The 21,810-nt window shown below is 61.4% G+C and carries 23 protein-coding genes; 17 read left to right on the top strand and 6 right to left on the bottom strand.

Annotated elements, in window-relative coordinates; genetic code table 11:
* Positions 1–32: 32 nt before the first annotated feature.
* From BW967_RS05410 to BW967_RS05395, 4 genes are all read left to right on the top strand, one after another.
* Positions 33–2,849, top strand: coding sequence for a helicase-related protein (locus BW967_RS05410; RefSeq protein ID WP_076484049.1), 2,817 nt, complete (start codon positions 33–35; stop codon positions 2,847–2,849).
* Between the two features lie 3 nt (positions 2,850–2,852).
* Positions 2,853–3,149: an RNA-binding S4 domain-containing protein gene (locus BW967_RS05405; RefSeq protein WP_076484048.1), complete on the top strand. Its 297-nt coding sequence runs from the start codon at positions 2,853–2,855 to the stop codon at positions 3,147–3,149.
* Positions 3,150–3,285: 136 nt separating this feature from the next.
* Positions 3,286–3,624 carry a ferredoxin FdxA gene (gene fdxA, locus BW967_RS05400; protein WP_076484047.1) on the top strand — a complete coding sequence of 113 codons (339 nt, stop codon included), beginning with the start codon at positions 3,286–3,288 and terminating at the stop codon, positions 3,622–3,624.
* Positions 3,625–3,977: 353 nt separating this feature from the next.
* Positions 3,978–4,487, top strand: coding sequence for a CarD family transcriptional regulator (locus BW967_RS05395; RefSeq protein ID WP_076484046.1), 510 nt, complete (start codon positions 3,978–3,980; stop codon positions 4,485–4,487).
* A gap of 145 nt (positions 4,488–4,632) precedes the next feature.
* Here the strand turns inward: BW967_RS05395 and groL are convergent, their stop codons facing one another.
* The gene (groL, locus tag BW967_RS05390) at positions 4,633–6,276 is read right to left on the bottom strand and encodes a chaperonin GroEL (RefSeq protein ID WP_076484045.1); all 1,644 of its coding nucleotides are present in this window, start codon (positions 6,274–6,276) and stop codon (positions 4,633–4,635) included.
* Between the two features lie 47 nt (positions 6,277–6,323).
* Positions 6,324–6,611, bottom strand: a complete 288-nt coding sequence (locus tag BW967_RS05385; protein ID WP_076484044.1) for a co-chaperone GroES — start codon at positions 6,609–6,611, stop codon at positions 6,324–6,326.
* A 271-nt stretch (positions 6,612–6,882) separates the two neighbouring features.
* Between BW967_RS05385 and BW967_RS05380 the strand changes: the two genes are divergently transcribed.
* Positions 6,883–7,803, top strand: a complete 921-nt coding sequence (locus BW967_RS05380) for a manganese-dependent inorganic pyrophosphatase (RefSeq protein WP_076484043.1) — start codon at positions 6,883–6,885, stop codon at positions 7,801–7,803.
* A gap of 138 nt (positions 7,804–7,941) precedes the next feature.
* Here BW967_RS05380 and BW967_RS05375 read toward each other — a convergent pair whose 3' ends face one another.
* The gene (locus tag BW967_RS05375; RefSeq protein WP_076484042.1) at positions 7,942–9,519 is read right to left on the bottom strand and encodes a DEAD/DEAH box helicase; all 1,578 of its coding nucleotides are present in this window, start codon (positions 9,517–9,519) and stop codon (positions 7,942–7,944) included.
* A 284-nt stretch (positions 9,520–9,803) separates the two neighbouring features.
* Between BW967_RS05375 and argS the strand changes: the two genes are divergently transcribed.
* From argS to BW967_RS05345, 6 genes are read left to right on the top strand one after another with little or no spacing between them, the layout of a single operon-like run.
* Positions 9,804–11,549, top strand: coding sequence for an arginine--tRNA ligase (argS, locus tag BW967_RS05370; RefSeq protein WP_076484253.1), 1,746 nt, complete (start codon positions 9,804–9,806; stop codon positions 11,547–11,549).
* Between the two features lie 59 nt (positions 11,550–11,608).
* On the top strand, positions 11,609–12,601 hold the full coding sequence (locus tag BW967_RS05365; RefSeq protein ID WP_245826449.1) for an SPOR domain-containing protein: 993 nt from the start codon (positions 11,609–11,611) through the stop codon (positions 12,599–12,601).
* Positions 12,598–13,596, top strand: coding sequence for a beta-N-acetylhexosaminidase (nagZ, locus tag BW967_RS05360; protein ID WP_076484041.1), 999 nt, complete (start codon positions 12,598–12,600; stop codon positions 13,594–13,596). Before BW967_RS05365 ends, nagZ begins: the two co-directional genes overlap by 4 nt.
* A complete protein-coding gene (locus tag BW967_RS05355) occupies positions 13,589–14,392 on the top strand; it encodes a segregation and condensation protein A (protein WP_076484040.1) in 804 nt (267 codons plus the stop codon). Before nagZ ends, BW967_RS05355 begins: the two co-directional genes overlap by 8 nt.
* Positions 14,385–15,026: an SMC-Scp complex subunit ScpB gene (gene scpB, locus BW967_RS05350; RefSeq protein WP_076484039.1), complete on the top strand. Its 642-nt coding sequence runs from the start codon at positions 14,385–14,387 to the stop codon at positions 15,024–15,026. Before BW967_RS05355 ends, scpB begins: the two co-directional genes overlap by 8 nt.
* A gap of 3 nt (positions 15,027–15,029) precedes the next feature.
* Positions 15,030–15,239, top strand: a complete 210-nt coding sequence (locus tag BW967_RS05345) for a hypothetical protein (protein WP_076484038.1) — start codon at positions 15,030–15,032, stop codon at positions 15,237–15,239.
* Position 15,240: 1 nt separating this feature from the next.
* On the opposite strand, the gene BW967_RS05340 is transcribed toward BW967_RS05345, so the two are convergent.
* The gene (locus BW967_RS05340; protein ID WP_076484037.1) at positions 15,241–16,029 is read right to left on the bottom strand and encodes an enoyl-CoA hydratase; all 789 of its coding nucleotides are present in this window, start codon (positions 16,027–16,029) and stop codon (positions 15,241–15,243) included.
* A gap of 53 nt (positions 16,030–16,082) precedes the next feature.
* Here BW967_RS05340 and BW967_RS05335 point away from each other — a divergent pair, with 53 nt between their 5' ends.
* A complete protein-coding gene (locus BW967_RS05335; protein ID WP_076484036.1) occupies positions 16,083–16,517 on the top strand; it encodes a PaaI family thioesterase in 435 nt (144 codons plus the stop codon).
* Here BW967_RS05335 and BW967_RS05330 read toward each other — a convergent pair.
* On the bottom strand, positions 16,514–17,974 hold the full coding sequence (locus BW967_RS05330) for an SLC13 family permease (protein ID WP_076484035.1): 1,461 nt from the start codon (positions 17,972–17,974) through the stop codon (positions 16,514–16,516). The genes BW967_RS05335 and BW967_RS05330 overlap by 4 nt on opposite strands.
* Positions 17,975–18,254: 280 nt before the next feature.
* Here BW967_RS05330 and rplM point away from each other — a divergent pair, with 280 nt between their 5' ends.
* From rplM to pssA, 5 genes are all read left to right on the top strand, one after another.
* A complete protein-coding gene (rplM, locus tag BW967_RS05325) occupies positions 18,255–18,719 on the top strand; it encodes a 50S ribosomal protein L13 (RefSeq protein WP_076484034.1) in 465 nt (154 codons plus the stop codon).
* 2 nt (positions 18,720–18,721) lie between these two features.
* Positions 18,722–19,219: a 30S ribosomal protein S9 gene (rpsI, locus tag BW967_RS05320; RefSeq protein WP_076484033.1), complete on the top strand. Its 498-nt coding sequence runs from the start codon at positions 18,722–18,724 to the stop codon at positions 19,217–19,219.
* Positions 19,220–19,348: 129 nt separating this feature from the next.
* Positions 19,349–19,699, top strand: a complete 351-nt coding sequence (locus tag BW967_RS05315; protein ID WP_139327798.1) for a hypothetical protein — start codon at positions 19,349–19,351, stop codon at positions 19,697–19,699.
* Positions 19,700–19,748: 49 nt separating this feature from the next.
* Positions 19,749–20,528, top strand: a complete 780-nt coding sequence (locus tag BW967_RS05310; protein WP_083951966.1) for a phosphatidylserine decarboxylase — start codon at positions 19,749–19,751, stop codon at positions 20,526–20,528.
* 12 nt (positions 20,529–20,540) lie between these two features.
* A complete protein-coding gene (gene pssA, locus BW967_RS05305) occupies positions 20,541–21,275 on the top strand; it encodes a CDP-diacylglycerol--serine O-phosphatidyltransferase (protein ID WP_076484030.1) in 735 nt (244 codons plus the stop codon).
* Between the two features lie 303 nt (positions 21,276–21,578).
* Here the strand turns inward: pssA and BW967_RS18845 are convergent.
* On the bottom strand, positions 21,579–21,810 hold a 232-nt coding region (locus BW967_RS18845), incomplete at its 5' end, for a hypothetical protein (RefSeq protein ID WP_217696370.1).

Raw genomic sequence — 21,810 nt, 5'->3', positions numbered from 1 at the left:
TGGCCGCTTGAGAATGCGATGATGGCCAAAAAATGACTGGGCGGATCACCGCGGTCCTTGGGCCGACCAACACCGGCAAAACCCATTACGCCATTGAGCGGATGCTGGCGCATCGCACTGGGGTGATTGGCCTGCCTTTGCGGCTTTTGGCGCGCGAAGTCTATGACCGGATCGTGGCGGCGCGTGGCCCTTCGGTCGTGGCGCTGGTGACGGGCGAAGAACGCATCGTGCCCGAGCGCGCGCAATATTGGGTTTGTACCACCGAAGCGATGCCGGAACTCGGCGCCGATTTTGTGGCGATTGACGAGATCCAGCTTTGCGCCGACCCCGAGCGCGGGCATGTGTTCACGGATCGGCTTTTGTATATGCGCGGGTTGCATGAAACGTTGTTTCTGGGCTCGGAAAGCATGAAAGGCGCGATCGCTGCGCTGGTGCCCAAGGTGCAATTCACCCGCCGCGAGCGATTCTCTAAGCTAAGCTGGGCGGGATCGAAAAAAATCTCGCGTATGAAACCGCGTGCGGCAATCGTCGGTTTTTCGGTCGACAATGTTTACGCGATTGCCGAACTGCTGCGCCGCCAAAAGGGTGGAGCGGCGGTGGTGATGGGGGCGCTTTCACCCCGCACCCGCAATGCGCAGGTCGATATGTATCAAAATGGCGATGTGGATTACCTCGTCGCCACCGATGCAATCGGGATGGGCCTCAACCTCGATATCGAGCATGTCGCCTTTTCCGCGACGGCGAAATTCGATGGCCGCCGGATGCGGCATCTATTCCCGCATGAGTTGGGTCAGATCGCTGGGCGGGCGGGGCGGCACACGCAAGATGGCACCTTTGGCGTGACCGGCGAGGCCCATGCTTTGCCCGAGGATGTGATTGAAGCCATTGAAGAACATCGCTTTGCGCCGATTCAGCGGCTGCAATGGCGCAATCCGCGGCTTGAATTTGGCACCGTGGCGCGGCTGATCCGCGCGCTTGAAGAAAATCCGCAAAACCAATGGCTCACCAAAGGGCGCGAGGCGGATGACCTTCTGGCGCTCAAGGCGCTCTCTGAATTCCCCGAAATTCGCGATAAGGTGCGTGCCCCCGCCGATGTGCGGCTGTTGTGGGATGTGTGCCGGATTCCGGACTTCCGTTCAATTTCTGAGACCGAACACGCCACACTTTTGGCACGCATCTTTGGCTTTTTGCAAACCGGTAAGGGGGTGCCTTCTGACTGGTTGGCCGGTCAGATTGCGCGGATCGACCGCACCACCGGAGATATCGACACATTGTCGAAACGTCTCGCCTTCATCCGCACTTGGACCTATGTTGCGCAGCGCAAGGGCTGGGTGGATGATGAAACCCATTGGCGCGGGGAAACCCGCGCTGTAGAAGACCGTCTGTCAGATGCGCTGCATGGCGCGCTGACCCAACGATTTGTGGACCGGCGCACATCTGTGCTTTTGCGCCGGCTCAAGCAGAAGGAGACCCTCGTGGCCGAGGTGAACGACAAGGGCGAAGTCACGGTTGAAGGCGAATTTGCCGGCCGTCTCGAGGGGTTCCGGTTCCGTCAGGACGGCACTTCCTCCCCCGACGAGGCAAAGATGCTGGCGCGTACCGCCTATGAGGCGCTCAAGCCCGAATTCAGCCTGCGCTCGGACCGGTTCTACAATGCGCCGGACACCGAGATGGATTTCACCGAGCAAGGGGGCCTGATGTGGGGCGAACTTGCCGTGGGCAAGCTTGTGAAGGGCTCCGAACCGCTCAAGCCCGCCGTCGAGGCTTTCGTTGACGAAGAAGCCGGGCCTGAGGTGGTGGAAAAAGTCCGTCGCCGTCTGCAACATTTCATCGACCGCAAAGTTGCTGCGCTCTTTGAGCCGCTTTTGGCAATGAGCCGGGATGAAGCGCTGACCGGGCTTGCCCGTGGCTTTGCCTTCCGTCTGGTTGAAGGCATGGGGATCCTCCCGCGGGAGGGCGTTGCCGCCGAGGTCAAAGAGCTGGATCAAGACGCCCGTGGCAGCCTGCGCAAGCATGGTGTGCGCTTTGGCCAATATACGATCTTCCAGCAAGCGCTTCTCAAGCCCGCTCCGACCCGGTTGCGGCTGGTGCTGATGTCGCTGTGGGAAGGTCTTGCGGAATTCCCCGAAAGCCCGCCTCCGGGTCTGGTGACGATCCCGAATATCGCGGAAGTGCCGGCGTCGGCCTATACGCTTTCGGGCTATCGCCCGGCGGGGTCGCGCGCGATCCGCATCGACATGCTGGAACGTCTGGCCGATATTCTGCGCACGCAAGACAGCAAGGGCGGCTTTGAAGCCACGCCCGACATGCTCTCGATCACGGGCATGACGCTGGAGCAATTCGCCGATCTGATGTCGGGTCTGGGCTACAAGGCCGAAAAGGGCGAGCGCCCGAAGGCCCGCCCGGTGGCCGAGGTCGAGGCGACCCCTGTCGCGCCGACCGAAGGCGAAGCGGCTGCCGAAAACCCGATCCCCGAGGAAAGCTCGCCCGTGGCGGAGGCTGAGGCCGAAGCCGCCGCGCAAGCCGAGGCGGAGCCGGAGCTTGAAATCTTCTACACCTTTGCTTGGGCGCCGCGCCCGCGCGCCGAGCGTGGCCCGCGTCGTGGTGGCGAGGCCAAGCACGGCGGCGGCAACAAAGATCATCGCGGCGGTGGCGACAAGGGCGGCAAGCCGCGTCGCCACGACGGTGAGGGCAAGCCGGGTGGCAAGTCCAAGGGCAAGCACGGTCACAAGGGCGGCAAGCCCGAAGGCGGCCGGGGCTTCGAGTCGCATCCGCCGCGCAAAGAGAAGAAGATCGACCCCGATAACCCCTTCGCCGCCGCGCTGATGGGGCTCAAGGGCAAGCTCTGAGCCGTGGTCGATACCCACGACCGACTTCGCATTGATAAATGGCTTTGGCAGGCACGCTTTGTCAAAAGCCGCCCTTTGGCCGTCACCTTGATCAGTGGCGGCCATTTGCGGGTCAATGGTCAGAAGGTGATCAAGCCGGGCCGCGCCGTCGGCCCGGGTGACGTGCTGACCTTTGCGCTGCATGGGCAGGTGCGGGTGGTGCGGATCTTGGCCTGTGGCACGCGCCGCGGCCCTGCCAGCGAAGCCGCCACCCTTTATGAGTTGATCGAGGGCCGTGCGCCCGAGACCGAAAACGCCTGATCCAGCAAGCTTTGGGCCTTGCGGTGCGGGGCACCTCTGCCACATCGCCGCAGTTTGTTATTTATGTATCTCTTTCCCTTGATTGCGACTGTTTCGGCGGATAGGTAAATCCAGCGTCGAAGATTGGGGTAACGAAATGACCTATGTCGTCACCGACAACTGCATCGCCTGCAAATACACCGACTGTGTCGAGGTTTGCCCGGTTGATTGCTTTTATGAGGGCGAAAATACGCTGGTGATCCATCCGGATGAATGCATCGATTGCGGTGTGTGTGAACCCGAATGCCCCGCTGATGCGATCCGCCCGGATACCGAACCGGGGATGGAGGATTGGGTGGAATTCAACCGCCAGTATGCTCAGCTCTGGCCGGTGATCACCATCAAGAAGGATGCGCTGCCCGACGCCAAGAAATACGATGGCGAGACCGGCAAGCGCGAGAAATACTTCTCGCCCAACCCGGGCTCCGGGGATTGAGCCAAAGGCAGGCTGGGCTGCGACTCAGCTTGTGAAGGCGATTCTTTGCGCGGGGGCCGAGATCGGTCCCCGTTTGCTTTCCGGCCCGGTTTTGTGTCGCGCGACAAAATAACAGTCACGTTTAAGCAAGGTTAACGACCGGAATCGCCCTGATCACAGGCTTGTGGCGGGCCGCGATGCTATGAATCGGGCAGTTTTTATGCTATCGTTCTGTTACAAAGGAGCAAGCCCCCGCGCAGATCTGCTCGTCTGTGGGGAACTTTCAGATCAAGACAAGACATCGCGGCACAGTCTGTGCCGTGGGTGTTTTGTGCGCTGAAACGGGGGCAGCCCGGCTGCAAGGAAGCGACTGAATGACCAAAATGAAGAAAACCGAGTTTCGCCCGGATGATTTCGTTGTCTATCCCGCCCATGGCGTCGGCAAGATCATGTCGATCGAGGAGCAAGAAATTGCGGGGCTGCGGCTCGAGTTGTTCGTGATTTCCTTCGAAAAAGACAAAATGACCTTGCGTGTGCCGACGCACAAGGCGGCCGATGTCGGGATGCGTGGCCTGTCCACCCCCGATGTGGTGACCAAGGCGCTGGAAACGCTGAAGGGCAAGGCCAAGGTCAAGCGGGCGATGTGGTCGCGCCGCGCGCAGGAATACGAGCAAAAGATCAACTCCGGGGATCTGCTGTCGATTGCCGAGGTGGTGCGCGATTTGCACCGCGCCGACGATCAGCGCGAGCAATCCTATTCCGAGCGTCAGCTTTATGAAGCGGCGCTGGAGCGGCTCACCCGCGAAGTGGCCGCTGTCTCGGGCACCGATGAGGCGGGCGCCGCCAAAAAGGTGGACGAGGTTCTGGTGGGCCGCGCGGCCTAAGCCATCCCTGAGTAAAGTTCTGACGGGCCCCTTCGGGGGCCCGTTTTTTTACGCCCTAAGCGCCGGGCCTGGCTTGGGCAGGGGATTGGGGCACAAACAAAAAGGGCGCCCTAGGGGCGCCCTTTCCGCTATTCTGAGGCAAGGCTTACATCATGCCGCCCATGCCGCCCATGCCGCCCATGTCGGGGGCACCGCCAGCGCCTTTCGGCTCCGGCTTCTCGGCGATCATGCATTCGGTGGTGATGAGCAGGCCAGCGATCGAGGCCGCATCTTCGAGCGCGGTACGGGTCACTTTGGCCGGGTCGATCACGCCGAAGGCGAACATGTCACCATATTCTTCGGTTTGCGCGTTGAAGCCGAAGGCCACATCGCTCGACTCGCGGACTTTGCCCGCCACCACGGCGCCGTCGACGCCCGCGTTTTCAGCGATCTGACGCAGCGGCGCTTCGAGCGAACGACGCACGATCGAGATACCGGCGTTTTGGTCGCTGTTGGCGCCTTCGAGGGCTTCGAGGGTTTTCGCGGCTTGAACCAGCGAAACGCCACCGCCGACGATGATGCCTTCTTGCACGGCCGCACGGGTCGCGTTCAGGGCGTCGTCCACACGGTCTTTGCGCTCTTTCACTTCGACTTCGGTCATGCCGCCAACGCGGATAACGGCAACACCGCCAGCCAGTTTGGCCACGCGCTCTTGCAGTTTTTCACGGTCGTAGTCCGAGGTGGTTTCCTCGATTTGGGTGCGGATTTGCGCGACGCGGGCGTCGATTTCCGCTTTGTCGCCAGCGCCGTCGACGATCGTGGTGTTCTCTTTCGAGATCGAGATCTTCTTGGCGGTGCCGAGCATGTCGAGGGTGACGTTCTCGAGCTTCATGCCGAGGTCTTCCGAGATCACTTGGCCACCGGTCAGGATCGCGATGTCTTGCAGCATGGCTTTGCGACGGTCACCAAAGCCCGGGGCTTTGACGGCAGCGATTTTCAGGCCGCCACGCAGTTTGTTGACCACGAGGGTGGCAAGCGCTTCGCCTTCCACGTCTTCGGCGATGATCAGGAGCGGTTTGGTCGATTGGATGACCGACTCGAGCAGCGGGACCATCGGTTGCAGCGACGAGAGTTTTTTCTCGTGCAGCAGGATGTAGCAGTCTTCGAGATCCGCGATCATTTTGTCGGGGTTGGTCACGAAGTAGGGCGACAGGTAGCCCCGGTCGAATTGCATGCCTTCGACCACTTCAACTTCGGTCTCCATGCCTTTGTTTTCTTCGACGGTGATGACGCCTTCGTTGCCGACTTTTTGCATCGCGTCAGCGATAAAGCGGCCGATTTGCGCTTCGCCGTTGGCCGAGATGGTGCCGACTTGGGCGACTTCGTCGCTGTCTTTCACCGGGCGGGCGGCGGCTTTGATGCCTTCGACGACTTTGGCAGTGGCCAGGTCGATGCCGCGCTTGAGGTCCATCGGGTTCATGCCAGCGGCCACGGCTTTCATGCCTTCGCGAACGATCGCTTGGGCCAGCACGGTGGCGGTGGTGGTGCCGTCGCCAGCTTCGTCATTGGTGCGCGAGGCGACTTCTTTCACCATTTGCGCGCCCATGTTTTCGAACTTGTCGGCCAGTTCGATTTCCTTGGCGACCGAGACACCGTCTTTGGTGATGCGCGGGGCGCCGAAGGATTTTTCGATCACCACGTTGCGGCCTTTCGGGCCGAGGGTGACTTTGACCGCATCCGCGAGGATGTTCACACCGGCCAGCATCCGGTCGCGGGCATCGGTGGAGAATTTGACTTCTTTGGCTGCCATTCTTGAGGCTCCTTGAATATTCTGTGGGGATCAGGGTCGTCTCGCGATTACGAGATGATCCCCATGATGTCCGACTCTTTCATGATCAGCATTTCGACGCCGTCGAGGGTCACTTCGGTACCCGACCATTTGCCGAACAGGACGCGGTCGCCCACGGCCACGGAGGGGGCGATCAGTTCGCCAGAATCTTTGCGCGCGCCTTCGCCCACAGCAACCACTTCGCCTTCAGCGGGCTTTTCTTTCGCCGAATCGGGGATGATCAGGCCGCCTTTGGTTTTTTCTTCGCTTTGCACGCGCTTGACCAGCACGCGGTCATGAAGCGGTTTGAATGCCATCTGGGTCACTCCCTAAGGTTCCAGGTTGTCGCTTTTAGCACTCACATCTGGTGAGTGCCAACGCACAGGGAGTTAGTCACGCCCTCGCGGCCTGTCAACATCCGGCCCGCGAAAAATTTTGCAGATTTTTTGTGACAGCCGTTTAGGGGGCATTGCGGCGGCAAAGCCTTGCTGCACGTGCGAAATTAGACGCCCAAGACGTGACAAGAGCCAGCGCAGCGCCTATAACCCCCGCAAATTTCCAAACTGCCACAGATCACCCGAGGAACGCATGACCACCAAGGTTTTCGGCCACAAATCCCCCGATACTGACTCCACCGGTTCGCCCATCGCTTGGGCTTGGTACATGAGCGAAGTGCTTGCTACGCCGGCGACCCCGGTGCTGCTGGGCGAGCCCAATACCGAAGCGGCCTTTGTGCTGGAACATTGGAACCTGTCCAAGCCCGAGATTATTTCGGACGTGGCCGAAGGGGAGAAAGTGGTGATCGTCGACACCAACAACCCCGCCGAATTGCCCGCCGGGATCAACAAAGCCGATATCACCGCGATCATCGACCACCACAAACTGGTGGGTGGGCTGGAAACCAAAGGCCCGATCGACATCACGATCCGTCCGCTCGCCTGCACCGCCACCATCATGTATGACCTGATGGGCGGCGCGATCGCCAAAGCCCCGCGCGGTATCAAGGGCGCGATGCTCTCGTGCATCCTGTCTGACACGCTGGAATTCCGTTCCCCGACCACGACCGAGCATGACAAAGCCGTGGCCGAGGCGCTGGCCGCCGATCTCGGTGTGAACATGGGCGAATTGGCGGCGGCGATGTTTGAAGCCAAATCCGATGTATCGGCGTTTTCGGATGCCGAGCTTCTGCGCATGGACAGCAAGGAATACACTGTCGACGGCAAAGAACTGCGCGTCTCGGTGCTGGAAACCACTGCGCCGAAGCTGCTTTTGGACCGCAAAGACAGCCTGATGGCTTCGATGGTGGATGTCGCCAAAGAAGACGGGGCCGATCAGGTGCTTTTGTTCATCATCGACATCTTGAACGAAGAAGCCACGCTTTTGGTGCCGAACGATTTCGTTAAAGCGGTGGCTGAGGCCTCGTTTGGTTGCACCGTCTCGGGCGATACCTTGGTGCTGCCCGGCATCATGAGCCGCAAAAAGCAAATCATCCCGGCGCTGAAAGTCTAAGAACTGTTTCGCCTTGGGCTTAGCCCAACGCGACCCATCGGGGTGGTTTGAACCTCGCCAAAGGTCGGCCATTTGCCAAAGAAAAAGCCCCGGAGCCGATGCTCTGGGGCTTTCTTTCTGTCCGGCGCTTGCGCAGCCTCAGCTTTCTGAGGCTTCTTCCACTTCCGGCGCGGTGGTCTCGTTGCTGGCTTTGTCTGCGCTTGCGGCTTGCTTCGTATTGGGACGGAACGAGCGCAGCAGGAAGTCTGGCACATGATCGCCCATGCCGACCACCGCCGGGCCATTGTCACGGTAGCGGCGGTTGTCTCGACGGTCATCGCGGCGCGGTTCGGGGCGTTTCGCCTCCGGAACTTCGACGATCAGATCCTCTTCAACCTCGACTTGCGGTGCGGCTTTGGCCTCGACGACGGCTTCCTTCTCGGGACGGTCCTTTTCCGGGCGCGCGCTGCGCTTGTCATCGCGGTCACGCCCGCGACCCCCACGGCCACCGCGCGAACGGCTGCCACGGCCGCCCTTGTCATCGTCATATTTCTTCGGCTCGCGATGCGCCGCTTCCGAAAGCGCAAACCCCTCGGGCGCTTCGGCCCGGGGGATTTCCATCTTCACCAGCGCTTCAATCGCGGCGAGGTATTTCGCATCGCCGGGGGTGCCAATCGACATCGCCGTGCCTTTGCGGCCCGCGCGGCCCGTGCGGCCAATGCGGTGCACGTAATCCTCGGCATGGCTCGGCAGGTCATAGTTGAACACATGGCTCACGGCGGGAATATCAAGCCCGCGCGCGGCGACATCCGAGGCCACCAGCAGCTGCAAACCGCCATCGCGGAACGCATCAAGTGTGCGCATGCGCTGGCTTTGGTCCAGATCGCCATGGATTGGCGCGGCGTTGAACCCATGCGTTTTGAGCGATTTCGCGACAATATCCACATCCGTCTTGCGGTTGCAGAAGATGATCGCGTTGGTGCAGGTCTCGCCTTCCGCCGAAATCAGCGCGCGCAGCAGTTCGCGCTTGGCTTTCGCGGTTTGGTCACGGCGCGGCGGGGCAATTTCCACCAGCGTCTGGGTGATCGTTTCCGAGGTGGTTGCCTGACGCGCGACCTCGATGCGGGCGGGCGTGTGCAGGAAGGTGTTGGTGATCCGCTCGATCTCGGGTGCCATCGTGGCCGAGTAGAACATCGTTTGCCGGGTAAAGGGCGTCAGTTGGAAGATGCGCTCAATATCAGGGATAAAGCCCATGTCGAGCATCCGGTCGGCTTCATCCACCACCATGATCTGCACGCCGGTCAGCAGCAGCTTGCCACGCTCGAAATGGTCAAGCAACCGGCCCGGGGTCGCAATCAGCACATCGACGCCACGGTCAATCAGCTTGTCTTGTTCGCCAAAGCTGACGCCGCCGATCAACAGCGCCTTCGTCAGCTTGGTGTATTTAGCATAGGTGTCGAAATTCTCAGCCACCTGCGCGGCGAGTTCGCGCGTCGGGCACAGCACCAGCGAACGCGGCATCCGCGCACGAGCGCGGCCCTTGGCGAGCATCGTCACCATGGGTAGCGTGAAAGAGGCGGTTTTGCCGGTCCCGGTTTGGGCGATGCCAAGCACGTCCTTGCCCTCGAGTGCATGGGGGATCGCGCCAGCCTGAATCGGGGTGGGCGTTTCATAGCCTGCCTCGGCGATCGCCTTCAGAACATCGGGGGACAGTTTGAGATCGGTAAACTTCGTCATGAGCGTCCTTGATCGCGCCGCCAGCGGGCTGGCACGGGGTGGGGGGACGCTATTTCCGGGCGTCCCGGTCGATTGGTCGCACGGATTGCGACGCGCTTGCCCTACTTCATACGCGGGCGAACGTCAACAAACTGCCAAAAATAGGGCTGATTCGGCCTGCGACGCAGGGGCGCGGGGCGGTTTTTTGCCGCTTTCGTGGCGCCGCGCCCACGCGAGAGAGCCACTGCGTGAGTTGACGGGGGCGCAACGCTCTGGCAGGGGAAAGGCAACGAAGGATGCCGATCATGAACATTTTTGCCGATATCCGCTGCACGGTCATTGCGGCGCTTGAGGAAATGGAAGCCGAGGGCACGCTGCCCGCCGGGCTCGACACCGCCAACGTCTCGGTGGAACCGCCGCGTGATGCCGCGCATGGCGATATGGCGACCAATGCCGCGATGGTGCTGGCGAAGCCCGCCAAAATGAACCCGCGCGCCTTGGCCGAGGCGCTGGTGGAGCAACTTTCCGATGATCCGCGTATCGCCTCTGCCGAAGTGGCGGGGCCGGGCTTCATCAACCTGCGCCTTGCGCCGGGGATTTGGGACGAGGTGATCCGCGCCGCGCTCCAAGACGGGCGCGATTTTGGCCGCTCGGACCTTGGCCGGGGCGTGAAGGTGAACGTGGAATATGTGTCGGCCAACCCGACCGGGCCGATGCATGTCGGTCATACCCGTGGCGCGGTCTTTGGCGATGCTTTGGCCAGCCTGCTTGATTTCGCGGGCTACGATGTCACGCGCGAATATTACATCAACGATGGCGGCGCGCAGGTCGATGTGCTCGCCCGCTCGGCTTATGAGCGCTACCGCGAGGCGAATGGCCTTGAGCCGGAAATCCGCGAAGGGCTGTACCCCGGCGATTACCTGATCCCGGTGGGCGAGGCGCTGAAGGCAAAATACGGCGCAAGCCTGATCGATAAGCCCGAGGAAGACTGGCTGGCCGATGTTCGCGAATTCGCCACCGAGGCGATGATGGAGATGATCCGTGGCGATCTCGCGCTTTTGGGCGTGGAGATGGATGTCTTCTATTCGGAAAAATCGCTTTACGGTACGGGCCAGATCGAAGGCGCGCTGAAACGGCTTGAGGATTTGGGGCTGATCTATGAAGGCGTGCTGGAGCCGCCCAAAGGCAAGCTGCCCGAAGATTGGGAGGAGCGTGAGCAAACGCTCTTTAAATCCACCAACTATGGCGACGACGTCGACCGCCCGGTGAAAAAGTCGGATGGCGCGTGGACCTATTTCGCCCCCGATATCGCCTATCACTGGACCAAGATCGAACGCGGCTTTGATCTCTTGATCGACGTGTTCGGGGCCGACCACGGCGGTTACGTGAAGCGGATGAAAGCGGCCGTCGCGGCGCTGAGCGAGAACAAGGTCAGCCTTGACATCAAGCTGATCCAACTCGTGAAGCTGTTCAAAAACGGCGAGCCTTTCAAAATGTCGAAACGCGCGGGCACATTTGTGACGCTGCGCGATGTGGTGGAGCAAGCGGGCGCGGATGTGACCCGGTTCCATATGCTCACCCGTAAGAACGACGCGCCTTTGGACTTTGACTTTGACAAGGTGCTGGAGCAGTCGAAAGACAACCCCGTTTTCTATGTGCAATATGCCCATGCCCGCGTGGCCTCGGTGCTGCGCAAGGCGGTGGAACTGGGCGTAGATGTGAATGATGCGGCGCTGGCGGGCGCGGATTTGACCCGCAACACCCATGAGGCGGAACGCGCTTTGGCGAGGAAAATCGCCGAATGGCCGCGCTTGGTGGAGATTGCCGCGCGGGCCAATGAGCCGCATCGGATCGCCTTCTTCCTTTACGAAATCGCCTCGGACCTGCATGCGCTTTGGCATCGCGGCAATGAGGAAACGGCGCTCCGTTTCGTGCAAGAAGACGACCTGCCGCTTACATCGGCGAAAATCGCCCTTGCTCGGGCTTGTGCCGTTGTGATTTCGGCGGGTCTTGGTATTCTTGGCGTCACCCCGGCTGAAGAGATGCGCTAAGCTCCTGCCGGGGCGCTGGACGTCCGCGGGGAGAACCCCCAACCGGCAAAGAGGCGAGCATGCAACATCCCGACCCCCGGATGGGCGGGTCACATGACATGACAGGCGGGGGCGGGGCCCCCGTGCAGCGCTGGGTCCAATGGGCGGGCGCGGCAAGTTCTGTTACGCTGGTGATTGGCGTTGTGATCTGGGGCTATAAGCTTGCGGTGCGCGATGTCTCTGGCGTTCCAATCATCCGTGCGATTGAAGGGCCCGCGCGCGTGGCGCCGGAAAACCCCGGGGGGGATTTGGCCGCCCATGTTGGCCTTGCGGTGAACGAGGTAGCGGGTTCGGGCGTTGCCGCGCCGGGGCCCGACCGTGTTGTGTTGGCGCCCGATCCGGTTGAGCTTGCGCCCGATGACGCGCCGATGGCTGCGCTGCGCCCGCTGCCTGAGATCGCTCCGCCTGAATCCGAACAAGAGGATGCCGCGCCTGAGGCGGAGGAAGAGGTCGCCGCCTTGCCGGTGCCCGATTCCGCGCGCCCGACGCCCGAGTTGGACGACCCGCCCGAACCGGGGATTGAGGCCGCTGTCGCCGCCGCCATGCAAGAGATCTTGCAAGAAGAGGCCGAAGGCGAACCGCCCGAGGACGCGCCCGAAACACCAGCCGCTGACATTATTTCTCCTGATGTGCCGGGGCTTGCCCGCTCGCCGCGCCCGGTGCCGCGCCCCGCACGGGATTTGCAGGCCGAAGCGGCGGCGGCTGCACGCGCGCAAACAGGCGATACAACCGTTATTGAAATTGATCCCGCAAGTCTGCCCGCTGGCACGCGCGTGGTGCAATTGGGGGCCTATGACAGCCCAGAGATCGCACGCGGCGAATGGGATCGGGCGATGCGCCAGTTTGAGCCGCTGATGGCGGGCAAGCGCCGCATCGTGCAAGAGGCGATTTCCGGCGGACGCAGCTTCTGGCGGCTCCGGGTTGAGGGCTTCGCCAATGTCGATGAAGCGCGCCAATTCTGCGCGGCTTTGGTGGCCGAAGGCGCCAATTGCATCCCGACGGTGATTAAATGAGCCAACCCGGCGCGACGATCTTGGGGCTTGAGGGGCTGGAGCTTCGGCCCGATGAGGCGGCGTTTTTGCGTGAGGCCGATCCTTGGGGGCTTATTCTTTTTGCCCGCAACGTGGAGAGCCCCGCGCAGCTTTCACGGCTGACGGCACGGGTGCGCGATGCGCTTGGTCGCGATGCGCCGATTTTCGTCGATCAAGAAGGCGGGCGGGTGCAGCGGTTGCGCGCGCCGCATTGGCGCGAATGGCTGCCACCGTTTGACGAAGCCCGCGCCACCGGGCCGCGTGGGCTTTGGTTGCGCGCGCGGCTGCAAGCGGCAGAGTTGCGCGCGGTGGGGATTGATGGCAATTGCGCTCCCACTTGCGATATCGCCGGGCCGCGCACGCATCCGTTTTTGCACAACCGCTGCATGGGCGAGACAGTGGCCGAGGTGGTGCAAAACGCCCGCGCCACGGCTGAGGGGCTCTTGGCTGGGGGCATGCTGCCGGTGATCAAGCACATGCCGGGTCATGGCCGGGCCGAGGCCGATAGCCACAAAGACCTGCCAACCGTTGCCGCCACCGCCGATGATCTGCGCGCGCGCGATTTTGCCGTTTTCACCGCGCTGAATGACTTGCCGCTGGGTATGACCGCGCATATCCGCTTTCCGGCCTTCGATGCCGCGCCTGCCACGCAAAGCGCCAAGATGATTGATCTGATCCGCCAAGAGATCGGCTTCGCCGGGCTTTTGATGACCGACGACATCACGATGCAGGCGCTCACGGGCAGTTATGCCGAGCGGGCCAAAGCCTCGCTCACGGCGGGGTGCGATGTGGTGCTTCATTGCAATGGCACGCGTGCAGAAATGGCCGAGACCGTGGCCGCTGCCGGGGCGCTGTCTCCCGCCGCTGCTTTGCGAGCGGAAGCCGCTTTGCGCTGGCGTCATTCCCCCGAAGAGGTTGACTTGGATGCTTTGAGTGCCGAGTTTGAAAACCTCTCGCACGGGAAAATGGATGGCTGAAGAGACAAGCCTCTTTGAAAGCACCTCAGTCAGCGAACGGCTTGCGGCCGAGGCGCTGATTGTCGATGTGGACGGGTTTGAAGGCCCGCTTGACCTTTTGCTGACGCTTTCACGCACGCAAAAGGTGGATTTGCGGCGCATTTCCGTTTTGGCCTTGGCCGAGCAATATCTGGCCTTTGTGGACCGCGCTAAAGCGCTGCGAATTGAACTTGCCGCTGATTATCTGGTGATGGCGGCTTGGCTGGCATTTTTGAAATCGCGCCTTTTGCTGCCGCCCGAACCGGGGGAAGAGGGGCCTTCGGCCGAGGATATGGCCGCGCATCTGGCCTTCCAGCTTGAACGGCTTTCGGCGATGCGTGAGGCTGCCGCGCAGTTGATGGCGCGCGACAGGCTGGGGCGAGATTTCTTCGGGCGTGGGTTTGAGGAAAGCGTCGAGCGGGTGCGCAAGGTGCGCTATACCGCAAGCCTTTTGGAGCTGATCCAAGCCTATGCCCGCATTCGCACCCGCGACGAATTTCGCCCCTATGCCTTTGATCGGCGCGATGTCTTCACGATGGAAGATGCGCTCGACCGGATGCGTGGCATGATCGGTTTTGCGGGCGATTGGACGGAACTCACCAGCTATTTGCCCGAGGGCTGGGGGCTGGAGCCGAAACGCCGCCGTTCTGCCACCGCAGCGACCTTTGCCGCTTCGCTCGAACTGGCCAAGCAAGGCCATATCGAAATTCGCCAAAGTGAAACCTTCGCGCCGATTGCGATCCGGGCGCGCACCACACCGCGAGCCACGCATGAGTGACAGCCGCTACGATCCAAACGAGAAATCGCTCTTTGAGGCACCGCCCTTGGCAGAACAGGAGCGGATGGTGGAGGCGATCTTGTTTGCCTCGCCCGAGCCGGTAAGCGTGCGCGAAATGCAAGATCGGATGCCGCATGGCTCGGATGCCGCCGAGGCTTTGGCCTATTTGCAGCGCCGCTACGAGGGGCGGGGGGTGCATTTGGTCAAGGTGGGCAATGCTTGGGCCTTTCGCACCGCGCCGGACCTTGGTTTTTTGATGCAAAAGGAAACGGTGGAACTGCGCAAACTTTCGCGCGCGGCGATCGAGACGCTCGCGATCATTGCCTACCACCAGCCCGTCACCCGCGCAGAGATCGAAGAAATTCGCGGTGTGGCGGTGAGCCGGGGCACCATCGACCAGCTTTTGGAGATGGAATGGATCCGCCTTGGGCGGCGGCGGATGACACCAGGGCGGCCCGTGACCTTTATCGTGACCGAGGGATTCTTGGACCATTTCGGGCTGGAATCGGCGCGCGATTTGCCCGGCATCAAGGAACTGCGCTCGGCGGGGCTGTTGGACAACCGCCCGATGCCCGGCGCCGAGGACGACGAGGGCGATATGGTCGGCCAAAGCGAATTGTTCGAAGAGGAGTGAGGTATGGACCTTGGCCGATTGGTGCAGATGGTCGTGAATATGGTGATGCGCCGCGCGATGCGCACCGGGATCAATAAGGGCATCGACATGATGGCGGGCAAAGGCAAACCCGCCGCACAGATGACGCCCGAGGAAAAGCAAGCCGCCGCCAAAGCCCGCCAAGCGGCACGGCGGGCGCGCCAAGCGGCGAATATCGCGCGGCGGCTGCGCTAACTTATTCGGCCCAGTCGGGCTTGCGCTTTTCAATGAAGGCTTGCACCCCCTCGGCGGTGTCACGGTAAAGCATGTTTTCCGTCATCACCGCGCCGGCATGCGCGTAAGCTTCGGCCAGCCCCATCTCGATTTGCTCGTAAAAGGCGCGTTTGCCCACTTTGACTGCCGCACCGAGTTTGGCGGCGAGCGTTTCGGCCAATTGGTTGGTGGCGGCGTCCAATTCCTCATGCGGCACCACGCGGTTCACCAGCCCGACCGCCCGCGCCCGCTCGGCGCTGATAAATTCGCCGGTGGTCAGCATTTCAAAGGCCACTTTGCGCGGCACAGCGCGGGTCAGTGCGACCATCGGCGTGGAACAGAAAAGCCCGATATTGACGCCATTCACGCCAAAGCGGGTGCCTTCGGCGGCGACGGCGAGGTCGCACGACGCCACCAACTGGCAGCCCGCTGCCGTGGCGATGCCATGCACCTCGGCAATCACCGGCTGGGGCAGGGTGGGGATCATCTGCATTACCTCTGCGCAGCGGGTGAAGAGATCGGTGAAATAGCCCCGGCCCTTATCTTCCGCTTCGCGGCCCCGTTGCATTTCCTTCAGGTCATGGCCCGCGCAAAACACCTTGCCCGCGCCTTTGAGCACCACGACCTTGACGGAACTGTCGGCCCCCAGTTCCTCAAACCGGGCTTTCAGCGCATCCAGCATTGCGTCTGACAGCGCATTGAGGCTGCCGGGGCTGTTCAGCGTCAAATGCGCGATGACGCCACGTTTTTCCAACTCCACCAAATCGGTCATTGAACTTCCTCCCTTTGGGCTGAAGTCTGAAAGGCCGTAGCCGCGAGGGGAAGATGCAACTGCAAATGGACGTTACGTCACTTGAGGCCTTCTTGGCGCAAGAGTTCCCGCAGGTTGCCGGGATGTTCGCGATTGAGCGGCTGGGCGAAGAATTGGTTGTGCGGCTCAAGGTAGATGGCAGCCATCTGCGCCCCGGTGGCACGGTGTCGGGGCCGAGCATGTTCGCGCTGGCCGATGTTGGGATTTATCTGGCCATCTTGGCGCGGATCGGGCCGGTCGCGCTGGCGGTTACCACAAATGCGAGCATCGACTTTTTGCGCAAACCCGCCGCCGGGGCGGATTTGCTGGCGCATGTGCGGATGCTCAAACTGGGGCGCAGCCTCGCTGTGGGCGAGGCGCTGATTTATTCAGAGGGGCAGGGGGCGCCGGTCGCGCGCGCTTCGATGACCTATGCGATCCCGCCGAAAGCGGTGCAGCCCGGACCCTAAAGCCCAAAGACGATGGGGGCGAGCCAGAGCGTTGCCGCCCAAACGGTGACGATAGAGATCACGTTCAGCACCACCCCGGCGCGGGCCATATCGGCGAGCCGAAGCCCGGTGTGGGAAAAGACAATCGCATTGGGGGGTGTGGCGACTGGCATCATAAACGCCATCGAGGCGCCAAGCGCCACGGGCACAGTGAGCCATTCCACAGCTACGCCCAAGCCCGCCGCGACCGCGGCGAGCACCGGCAAGAAGGTTGCGGTGGATGCGGTGTTAGAGGTGATCTCGGTCAGGAACACGATCACCAGAGCCACCACCAAGATCAGCGCCCAAAGCGGCACGGCCTCCAACCCCGCAACGCGCGCACCAATCCAGCCCGCAAGCCCGGTTGCCTCAAAGGCCGCCGCAAGGGCAAGCCCGCCGCCGAAAAGCAGCAGCACGCCCCAAGGCAGGCTTGGCGCCACGGACCAATCCAGCACGAAACCTTCATCACGCCCAAGCGGGATCGCAAACAGGATAACAGCCGCCAAAATAGCAATGCCACTGTCGGAAATGGGCAGGTTCAGCGCCGCGCGGAAGATCCAGGCAAAAGCGGCGAGCGCAAAGACCGCGGCCACAATGCCCTCGCCCCGCGACATCGGGCCAAGTGCCTCAAGTTCCGCGCGGATCAGCGGGCGGACGGCGGCGAGATCGAGCCCCTTCACCGGAAAGATAACGCGGGTGAGCAAAAGATGGGTGAGCGGAAGCATCACCGCCACGACCGGTAGGCCCAGCTTCATCCACTGAAAGAAGCCAATCTCAATTTCATGGGTCTGCGCCAGAAGGCTCGCCAAAAGCGCATTGGGCGGCGTGCCGATCAGCGTGCCAACGCCGCCGATGGAGGCCGCATAGGCGATGGCGAGCATCAGGGCGACGCCAAAGTTGCGCGCCTGTGCGGCACCAAGACGGTTTGCCACAAAATCCACGACCGAGGCCCCAACAGCGACCATCATCACCGCCGTCGCGGTGTTGGAGATCCACATAGACAGGAAAGCGGTGGCCAGCATGAAGCCCGCGATGATGCCACTGGCAGATCGGCCGATATTGGCGACGATGAAAAGTGCAATGCGTCGATGCAGCCCGTGGCGTTGCATCGCAGCAGCCAAAAGAAAGCCGCCGAGGAAAAGGAAGATCAAAGGGCTGCCATATTGAGCTGTCACCTCGGCGCTGGGCAAGATGCCAAGGCTCGGCATCACCACCACCGGCAAAAGTGCGGTGGCGGAAAGGGGGAGCGCTTCAGACAGCCACCAAATCACCATCCAAGCCGCAACGCAGACAAGCTTCCACGCCTCGGGAGAAAGCTCAAACGGGGCGGGAAGCGCAAGCGCCGGGATCAGGCAAAGCGGGCCGAGAACTAGGGCGATCAGGCGCAAAAGGCCAATGCGTTTCGGTTTGGGCACGTCTTCTGATATGTCTTCTGCCATGATGTCCTCCCTCTCTCCGCGCTCCAGTCTAACATGAGCGCTGCGCGCGCGGGCCGCGACGCGATGTGCAGGGCGGGCATATTGTCCGGGGCGGGCTGTTGCGCGGCAAACGGGCCGGAATCAGGGCTATTTTCCGTGCGGCGCGTGGGGTAAATAGATACCTATTTTTTAGGCTATTGAAAACGCTTCAAAAAATGCACATCAAGGCCCTTGATCTGCGCGCCGAAATCATCGAAAAGCCCGCATCCGAATTCCACAACCCTTCAAAGGGCGATCGACAATGAAAACCTATACCGCGAAACCGGCGGAGATCGAGAAGAAGTGGATCCTGATTGACGCCGAAGGCGTCGTTCTGGGCCGCCTCGCCACGATCGTTGCCATGCGCCTGCGTGGCAAACACAAGCCGACCTTCACCCCCCACATGGACATGGGTGATAACGTCATCATCATCAACGCCGACAAGGTGCAGATGACGGGCAACAAACGCGCCGACAAGCGCTACTACTGGCACACTGGCCACCCGGGCGGCATCAAGTTCCGCACCGCGCGTCAAGTGCTGGAAGGGGCCCACCCGGAGCGCGTCGTGATCAAAGCCGTTGAGCGTATGATCTCGCGCAACCGTCTTGGCCGTGCGCAAATGGCGAACCTGCGCGTTTACGCCGGTGCCGAGCATCCGCATGAAGCCCAGCAGCCCGAAGTTCTGGACGTGAAAGTCCTGAACAAGAAGAACACCCGGAGCGCGTAATCATGTCCGATATCAAATCCCTCGACGATCTGAAGTCGGCCGTGTCGGGCACCCCGGCTGCTGCCGAGACCGCCGTGACTGACGCCGCGCCCCGCGCCCCGGTGCGCGACGCCCAAGGCCGCGCCTATGCCACCGGCAAGCGTAAAAACGCTGTCGCCCGTGTGTGGGTGAAACCGGGTTCGGGCAAGATCACCGTGAACGGCAAAGCGATGAACGAATACTTCGCGCGCCCTGTGCTCCAGCTCATCGTCAACCAGCCCTTCGGTGTGGCCGGTGTCGAAGGCCAATATGACGTGATGGCGACCGTTGTTGGCGGTGGTCTTTCGGGCCAAGCCGGTGCGGTCAAGCACGGCATCTCGAAAGCGCTGCAACTGCACGAGCCGGGCCTGCGCGCCGCGCTCAAAGCGGCTGGCTTCCTGACCCGCGACTCGCGTGTCGTCGAACGTAAGAAATACGGTAAAGCGAAAGCCCGCCGTAGCTTCCAGTTCTCGAAGCGCTGATCTGTCAGATCGTCTCTTGCACATTCGAATGGGCTCGCAGTTTTGCGGGCCCATTTGCTTTTGCGGCCTCGCGTCCTGTTGACAGGTGGGGGGAGGCTGGCAGGCTGAGGAGAGGGATTGGAGGTTGCGATGAAACATATTTGTCTTGCCGCTCTCACTTGCATGATGGCTGCGCCGGTTTTCGCAGGGCCGTTTGAGGGGCTTTATCAACCTGCTGGAATGAATTGGTCCTGCCGTGTTGAGCTGATTGGGGCAGATGGCGGCGCGCTTGCGATCCGCGGTGATTGGCTCGAAGGCGTAGAAAGCAGTTGCGAGCTCACGCAGCCCACCCCCGTGCGCGACATGAAGGCCGTCCTTTATGATGCCGTCTGTAGTGGCGAGGGTATGGAATACACTGCGCGGGTGATGATCCTGTCGCATGACGATGGTGTCTATGTGATCCGCCGCGGCTATGTCTCCGATTGGCGGTTTTGTCACTAGACAGCCTAATCGCTTGCGCATCTGAGCCGCTCAAATAGGCCGCGACGGCATGTCGGGTCTGGGACCGTTCCCTTTGCAGACGGGCTGCGGTAGAAGGCGGCAACGGAAAGACCAAAGAGAAAGGCTTGCGATGTCCGTTTCCATGCTTTCCACCTTCATCAAGCCAATGCACCCCGAGGGGCGCAAGTTCGTGGCCATTGCCGCCGCGATCACCTTGGTGCTGTTTTTGATCTGGGCCCCGTTGGGCTGGATCGGCACCGGCTTGACGGTTTGGGTTTATTACTTCTTCCGCGATCCGGTGCGGGTGACGCCCACACGCCCGGGGCTGATGGTTTCGCCCGCAGACGGGGTTGTCTCGCTGCTTGAGCCTGCGGTGCCGCCGATGGAACTGGGCTTGGGCGATCAGCCGATGACCCGGGTTTCGGTTTTCATGTCGGTGTTCAACTGCCATGTGAACCGTTTGCCGATGGCGGGTAAAATCACCAAGGTCGCCTATCATGAGGGGCTGTTCCTCAATGCCTCGCTCGACAAAGCGTCGAAAGACAACGAGCGTAACGGCCTTGCTGTCGAAACCCCCGATGGGTTGCGCTATGGCGTGGTGCAGATTGCCGGTCTCGTGGCGCGGCGCATTTTGTGCTTCGTGCGTGAGGGCGATAGCCTCGCCACGGGCGAACGGTTCGGGCTTATTCGCTTTGGCTCGCGGCTTGATATCTATCTGCCCGACGGGGTGGACCCGATGGTCTGTATCGGGCAAACGATGATTGCGGGCGAGACGGTTATTGCCGATCTGCTAAGCCGCGAAGCCCCGCGCGAAGGGCGCGGGCAATAAGAAAGACCGAAGATGAGCCTAGAGCCACAAGACCGCGAACGCATGCCGTTCCTGATGCTTCTGCCCAACCTTGTGACCTTGTCGGGGATGTGCCTTGGCCTGACCTCGATCCGATTTGCGATGGTAGGCAAATATGAAACTGCGGTCTTGTTGCTGCTGTTTTCCGCCGCGATTGATGGGCTGGATGGCTTGATTGCGCGCCGTCTCAAGGCCACCTCCGAATTTGGGGCCGAACTCGACAGCCTTTCTGACTTTCTGTGCTTTGGTGTGGCGCCAGGGGTGCTCGTCTATCGTTTCGCGATGGGGGAGGGGAATGCGCTGGGCTGGGTCTTTGTGCTGGTCTATGCGGCGGCCGCCTGTTTGCGGCTTGCGCGGTTTAACGTGATGCGCGGGGAAGAGGGCTCGACCACGCATTTCACCGGGGTGCCCGCGCCTGCCGGAGCACTTTTGGCACTTTTGCCGGTTTTCCTTAGCTTTGAAGGTTGGGTCAATGCGCGCAGCGTGCCGATGCTGGCGGCGATCTGGCTTGGTTTTGTGGGGGTGCTGATGATCTCCCGTCTCCGCACCTTCTCGCCCAAGTCACTCAAGCTCAAAGGGCTGGGGGTTGTCGCCACGTTGATGGGGACGGTGATCGGCGTCGGGCTTTTGGTGACGAAGCTGTGGGTGTTCTTGATCGTCGTCGATCTGCTTTACATCGCGGTGCTGATGCCCGGCATCTGGCGGATGAAGGGGCGAATCTTACGCTGATCCTCTTCAGATTCGATGAAAGGCCGAGTCGGAACGCTCCGACTCGGCCTTTTTGATTCTGATTTCGGCTCCGAAGCGGTGGGGTAGGGGGCCGACAGGCGACTCGGACAGCAGATTCGCGCTGGAATCGATATTGATTCTCTGCCGGAAGGCGAAAGCCCACAGCGAAGGGTTGAGCAGATATCGTAGCTGCGTTTTCAAAATGCCCAAGTTTTCCTCAGGAAATCCGAGTGTAACGAAGAAAAATGACGTTTTCGCAAAAAAGCCTCTTGCGGCCCCCGGTCGAGATGCGTAGAACACCCCTCACCGAAGCGGCACACACCGCAGCGGGACGCGGAACGGCGCCAACGAAAGACGGCGCAGGGAAGCAAAAAAAACATAAGAGGTCAGGCAGCCTGAAACGCCATAGTAAGAATGGCGCTTCTGGTTCGTTTTTGCCTCTTGCTCTTTGACATTGATGGATATCTGAAGAGATATGTGGGCGGTTTGGGCGCGAATGCGACTGCGAACCGAGACATATCGGCGCTCTAGCTTC

This window comes from Rhodobacter aestuarii, assembly GCF_900156655.1.
Taxonomy (GTDB): Bacteria; Pseudomonadota; Alphaproteobacteria; order Rhodobacterales; family Rhodobacteraceae; genus Rhodobacter; species Rhodobacter aestuarii.
The sequence above is the reverse complement of the archived record's forward strand: the minus strand, read 5'-3'. Positions and strand labels throughout refer to the sequence as shown.

Coding starts and splice junctions, on each gene's coding strand:
- BW967_RS05410 (WP_076484049.1), top strand. CDS start 33: ATGACTGGGCGGATCACCGCGGTCCTTGGGCCGACCAACACCGGCAAA.
- fdxA (WP_076484047.1), top strand. CDS start 3,286: ATGACCTATGTCGTCACCGACAACTGCATCGCCTGCAAATACACCGAC.
- BW967_RS05395 (WP_076484046.1), top strand. CDS start 3,978: ATGACCAAAATGAAGAAAACCGAGTTTCGCCCGGATGATTTCGTTGTC.
- groL (WP_076484045.1), bottom strand. CDS start 6,276: ATGGCAGCCAAAGAAGTCAAATTCTCCACCGATGCCCGCGACCGGATG.
- BW967_RS05385 (WP_076484044.1), bottom strand. CDS start 6,611: ATGGCATTCAAACCGCTTCATGACCGCGTGCTGGTCAAGCGCGTGCAA.
- BW967_RS05380 (WP_076484043.1), top strand. CDS start 6,883: ATGACCACCAAGGTTTTCGGCCACAAATCCCCCGATACTGACTCCACC.
- BW967_RS05375 (WP_076484042.1), bottom strand. CDS start 9,519: ATGACGAAGTTTACCGATCTCAAACTGTCCCCCGATGTTCTGAAGGCG.
- argS (WP_076484253.1), top strand. CDS start 9,804: ATGAACATTTTTGCCGATATCCGCTGCACGGTCATTGCGGCGCTTGAG.
- BW967_RS05365 (WP_245826449.1), top strand. CDS start 11,609: ATGCAACATCCCGACCCCCGGATGGGCGGGTCACATGACATGACAGGC.
- nagZ (WP_076484041.1), top strand. CDS start 12,598: ATGAGCCAACCCGGCGCGACGATCTTGGGGCTTGAGGGGCTGGAGCTT.
- BW967_RS05355 (WP_076484040.1), top strand. CDS start 13,589: ATGGCTGAAGAGACAAGCCTCTTTGAAAGCACCTCAGTCAGCGAACGG.
- scpB (WP_076484039.1), top strand. CDS start 14,385: ATGAGTGACAGCCGCTACGATCCAAACGAGAAATCGCTCTTTGAGGCA.
- BW967_RS05345 (WP_076484038.1), top strand. CDS start 15,030: ATGGACCTTGGCCGATTGGTGCAGATGGTCGTGAATATGGTGATGCGC.
- BW967_RS05340 (WP_076484037.1), bottom strand. CDS start 16,029: ATGACCGATTTGGTGGAGTTGGAAAAACGTGGCGTCATCGCGCATTTG.
- BW967_RS05335 (WP_076484036.1), top strand. CDS start 16,083: ATGCAACTGCAAATGGACGTTACGTCACTTGAGGCCTTCTTGGCGCAA.
- BW967_RS05330 (WP_076484035.1), bottom strand. CDS start 17,974: ATGGCAGAAGACATATCAGAAGACGTGCCCAAACCGAAACGCATTGGC.
- rplM (WP_076484034.1), top strand. CDS start 18,255: ATGAAAACCTATACCGCGAAACCGGCGGAGATCGAGAAGAAGTGGATC.
- rpsI (WP_076484033.1), top strand. CDS start 18,722: ATGTCCGATATCAAATCCCTCGACGATCTGAAGTCGGCCGTGTCGGGC.
- BW967_RS05315 (WP_139327798.1), top strand. CDS start 19,349: ATGAAACATATTTGTCTTGCCGCTCTCACTTGCATGATGGCTGCGCCG.
- BW967_RS05310 (WP_083951966.1), top strand. CDS start 19,749: ATGTCGGGTCTGGGACCGTTCCCTTTGCAGACGGGCTGCGGTAGAAGG.
- pssA (WP_076484030.1), top strand. CDS start 20,541: ATGAGCCTAGAGCCACAAGACCGCGAACGCATGCCGTTCCTGATGCTT.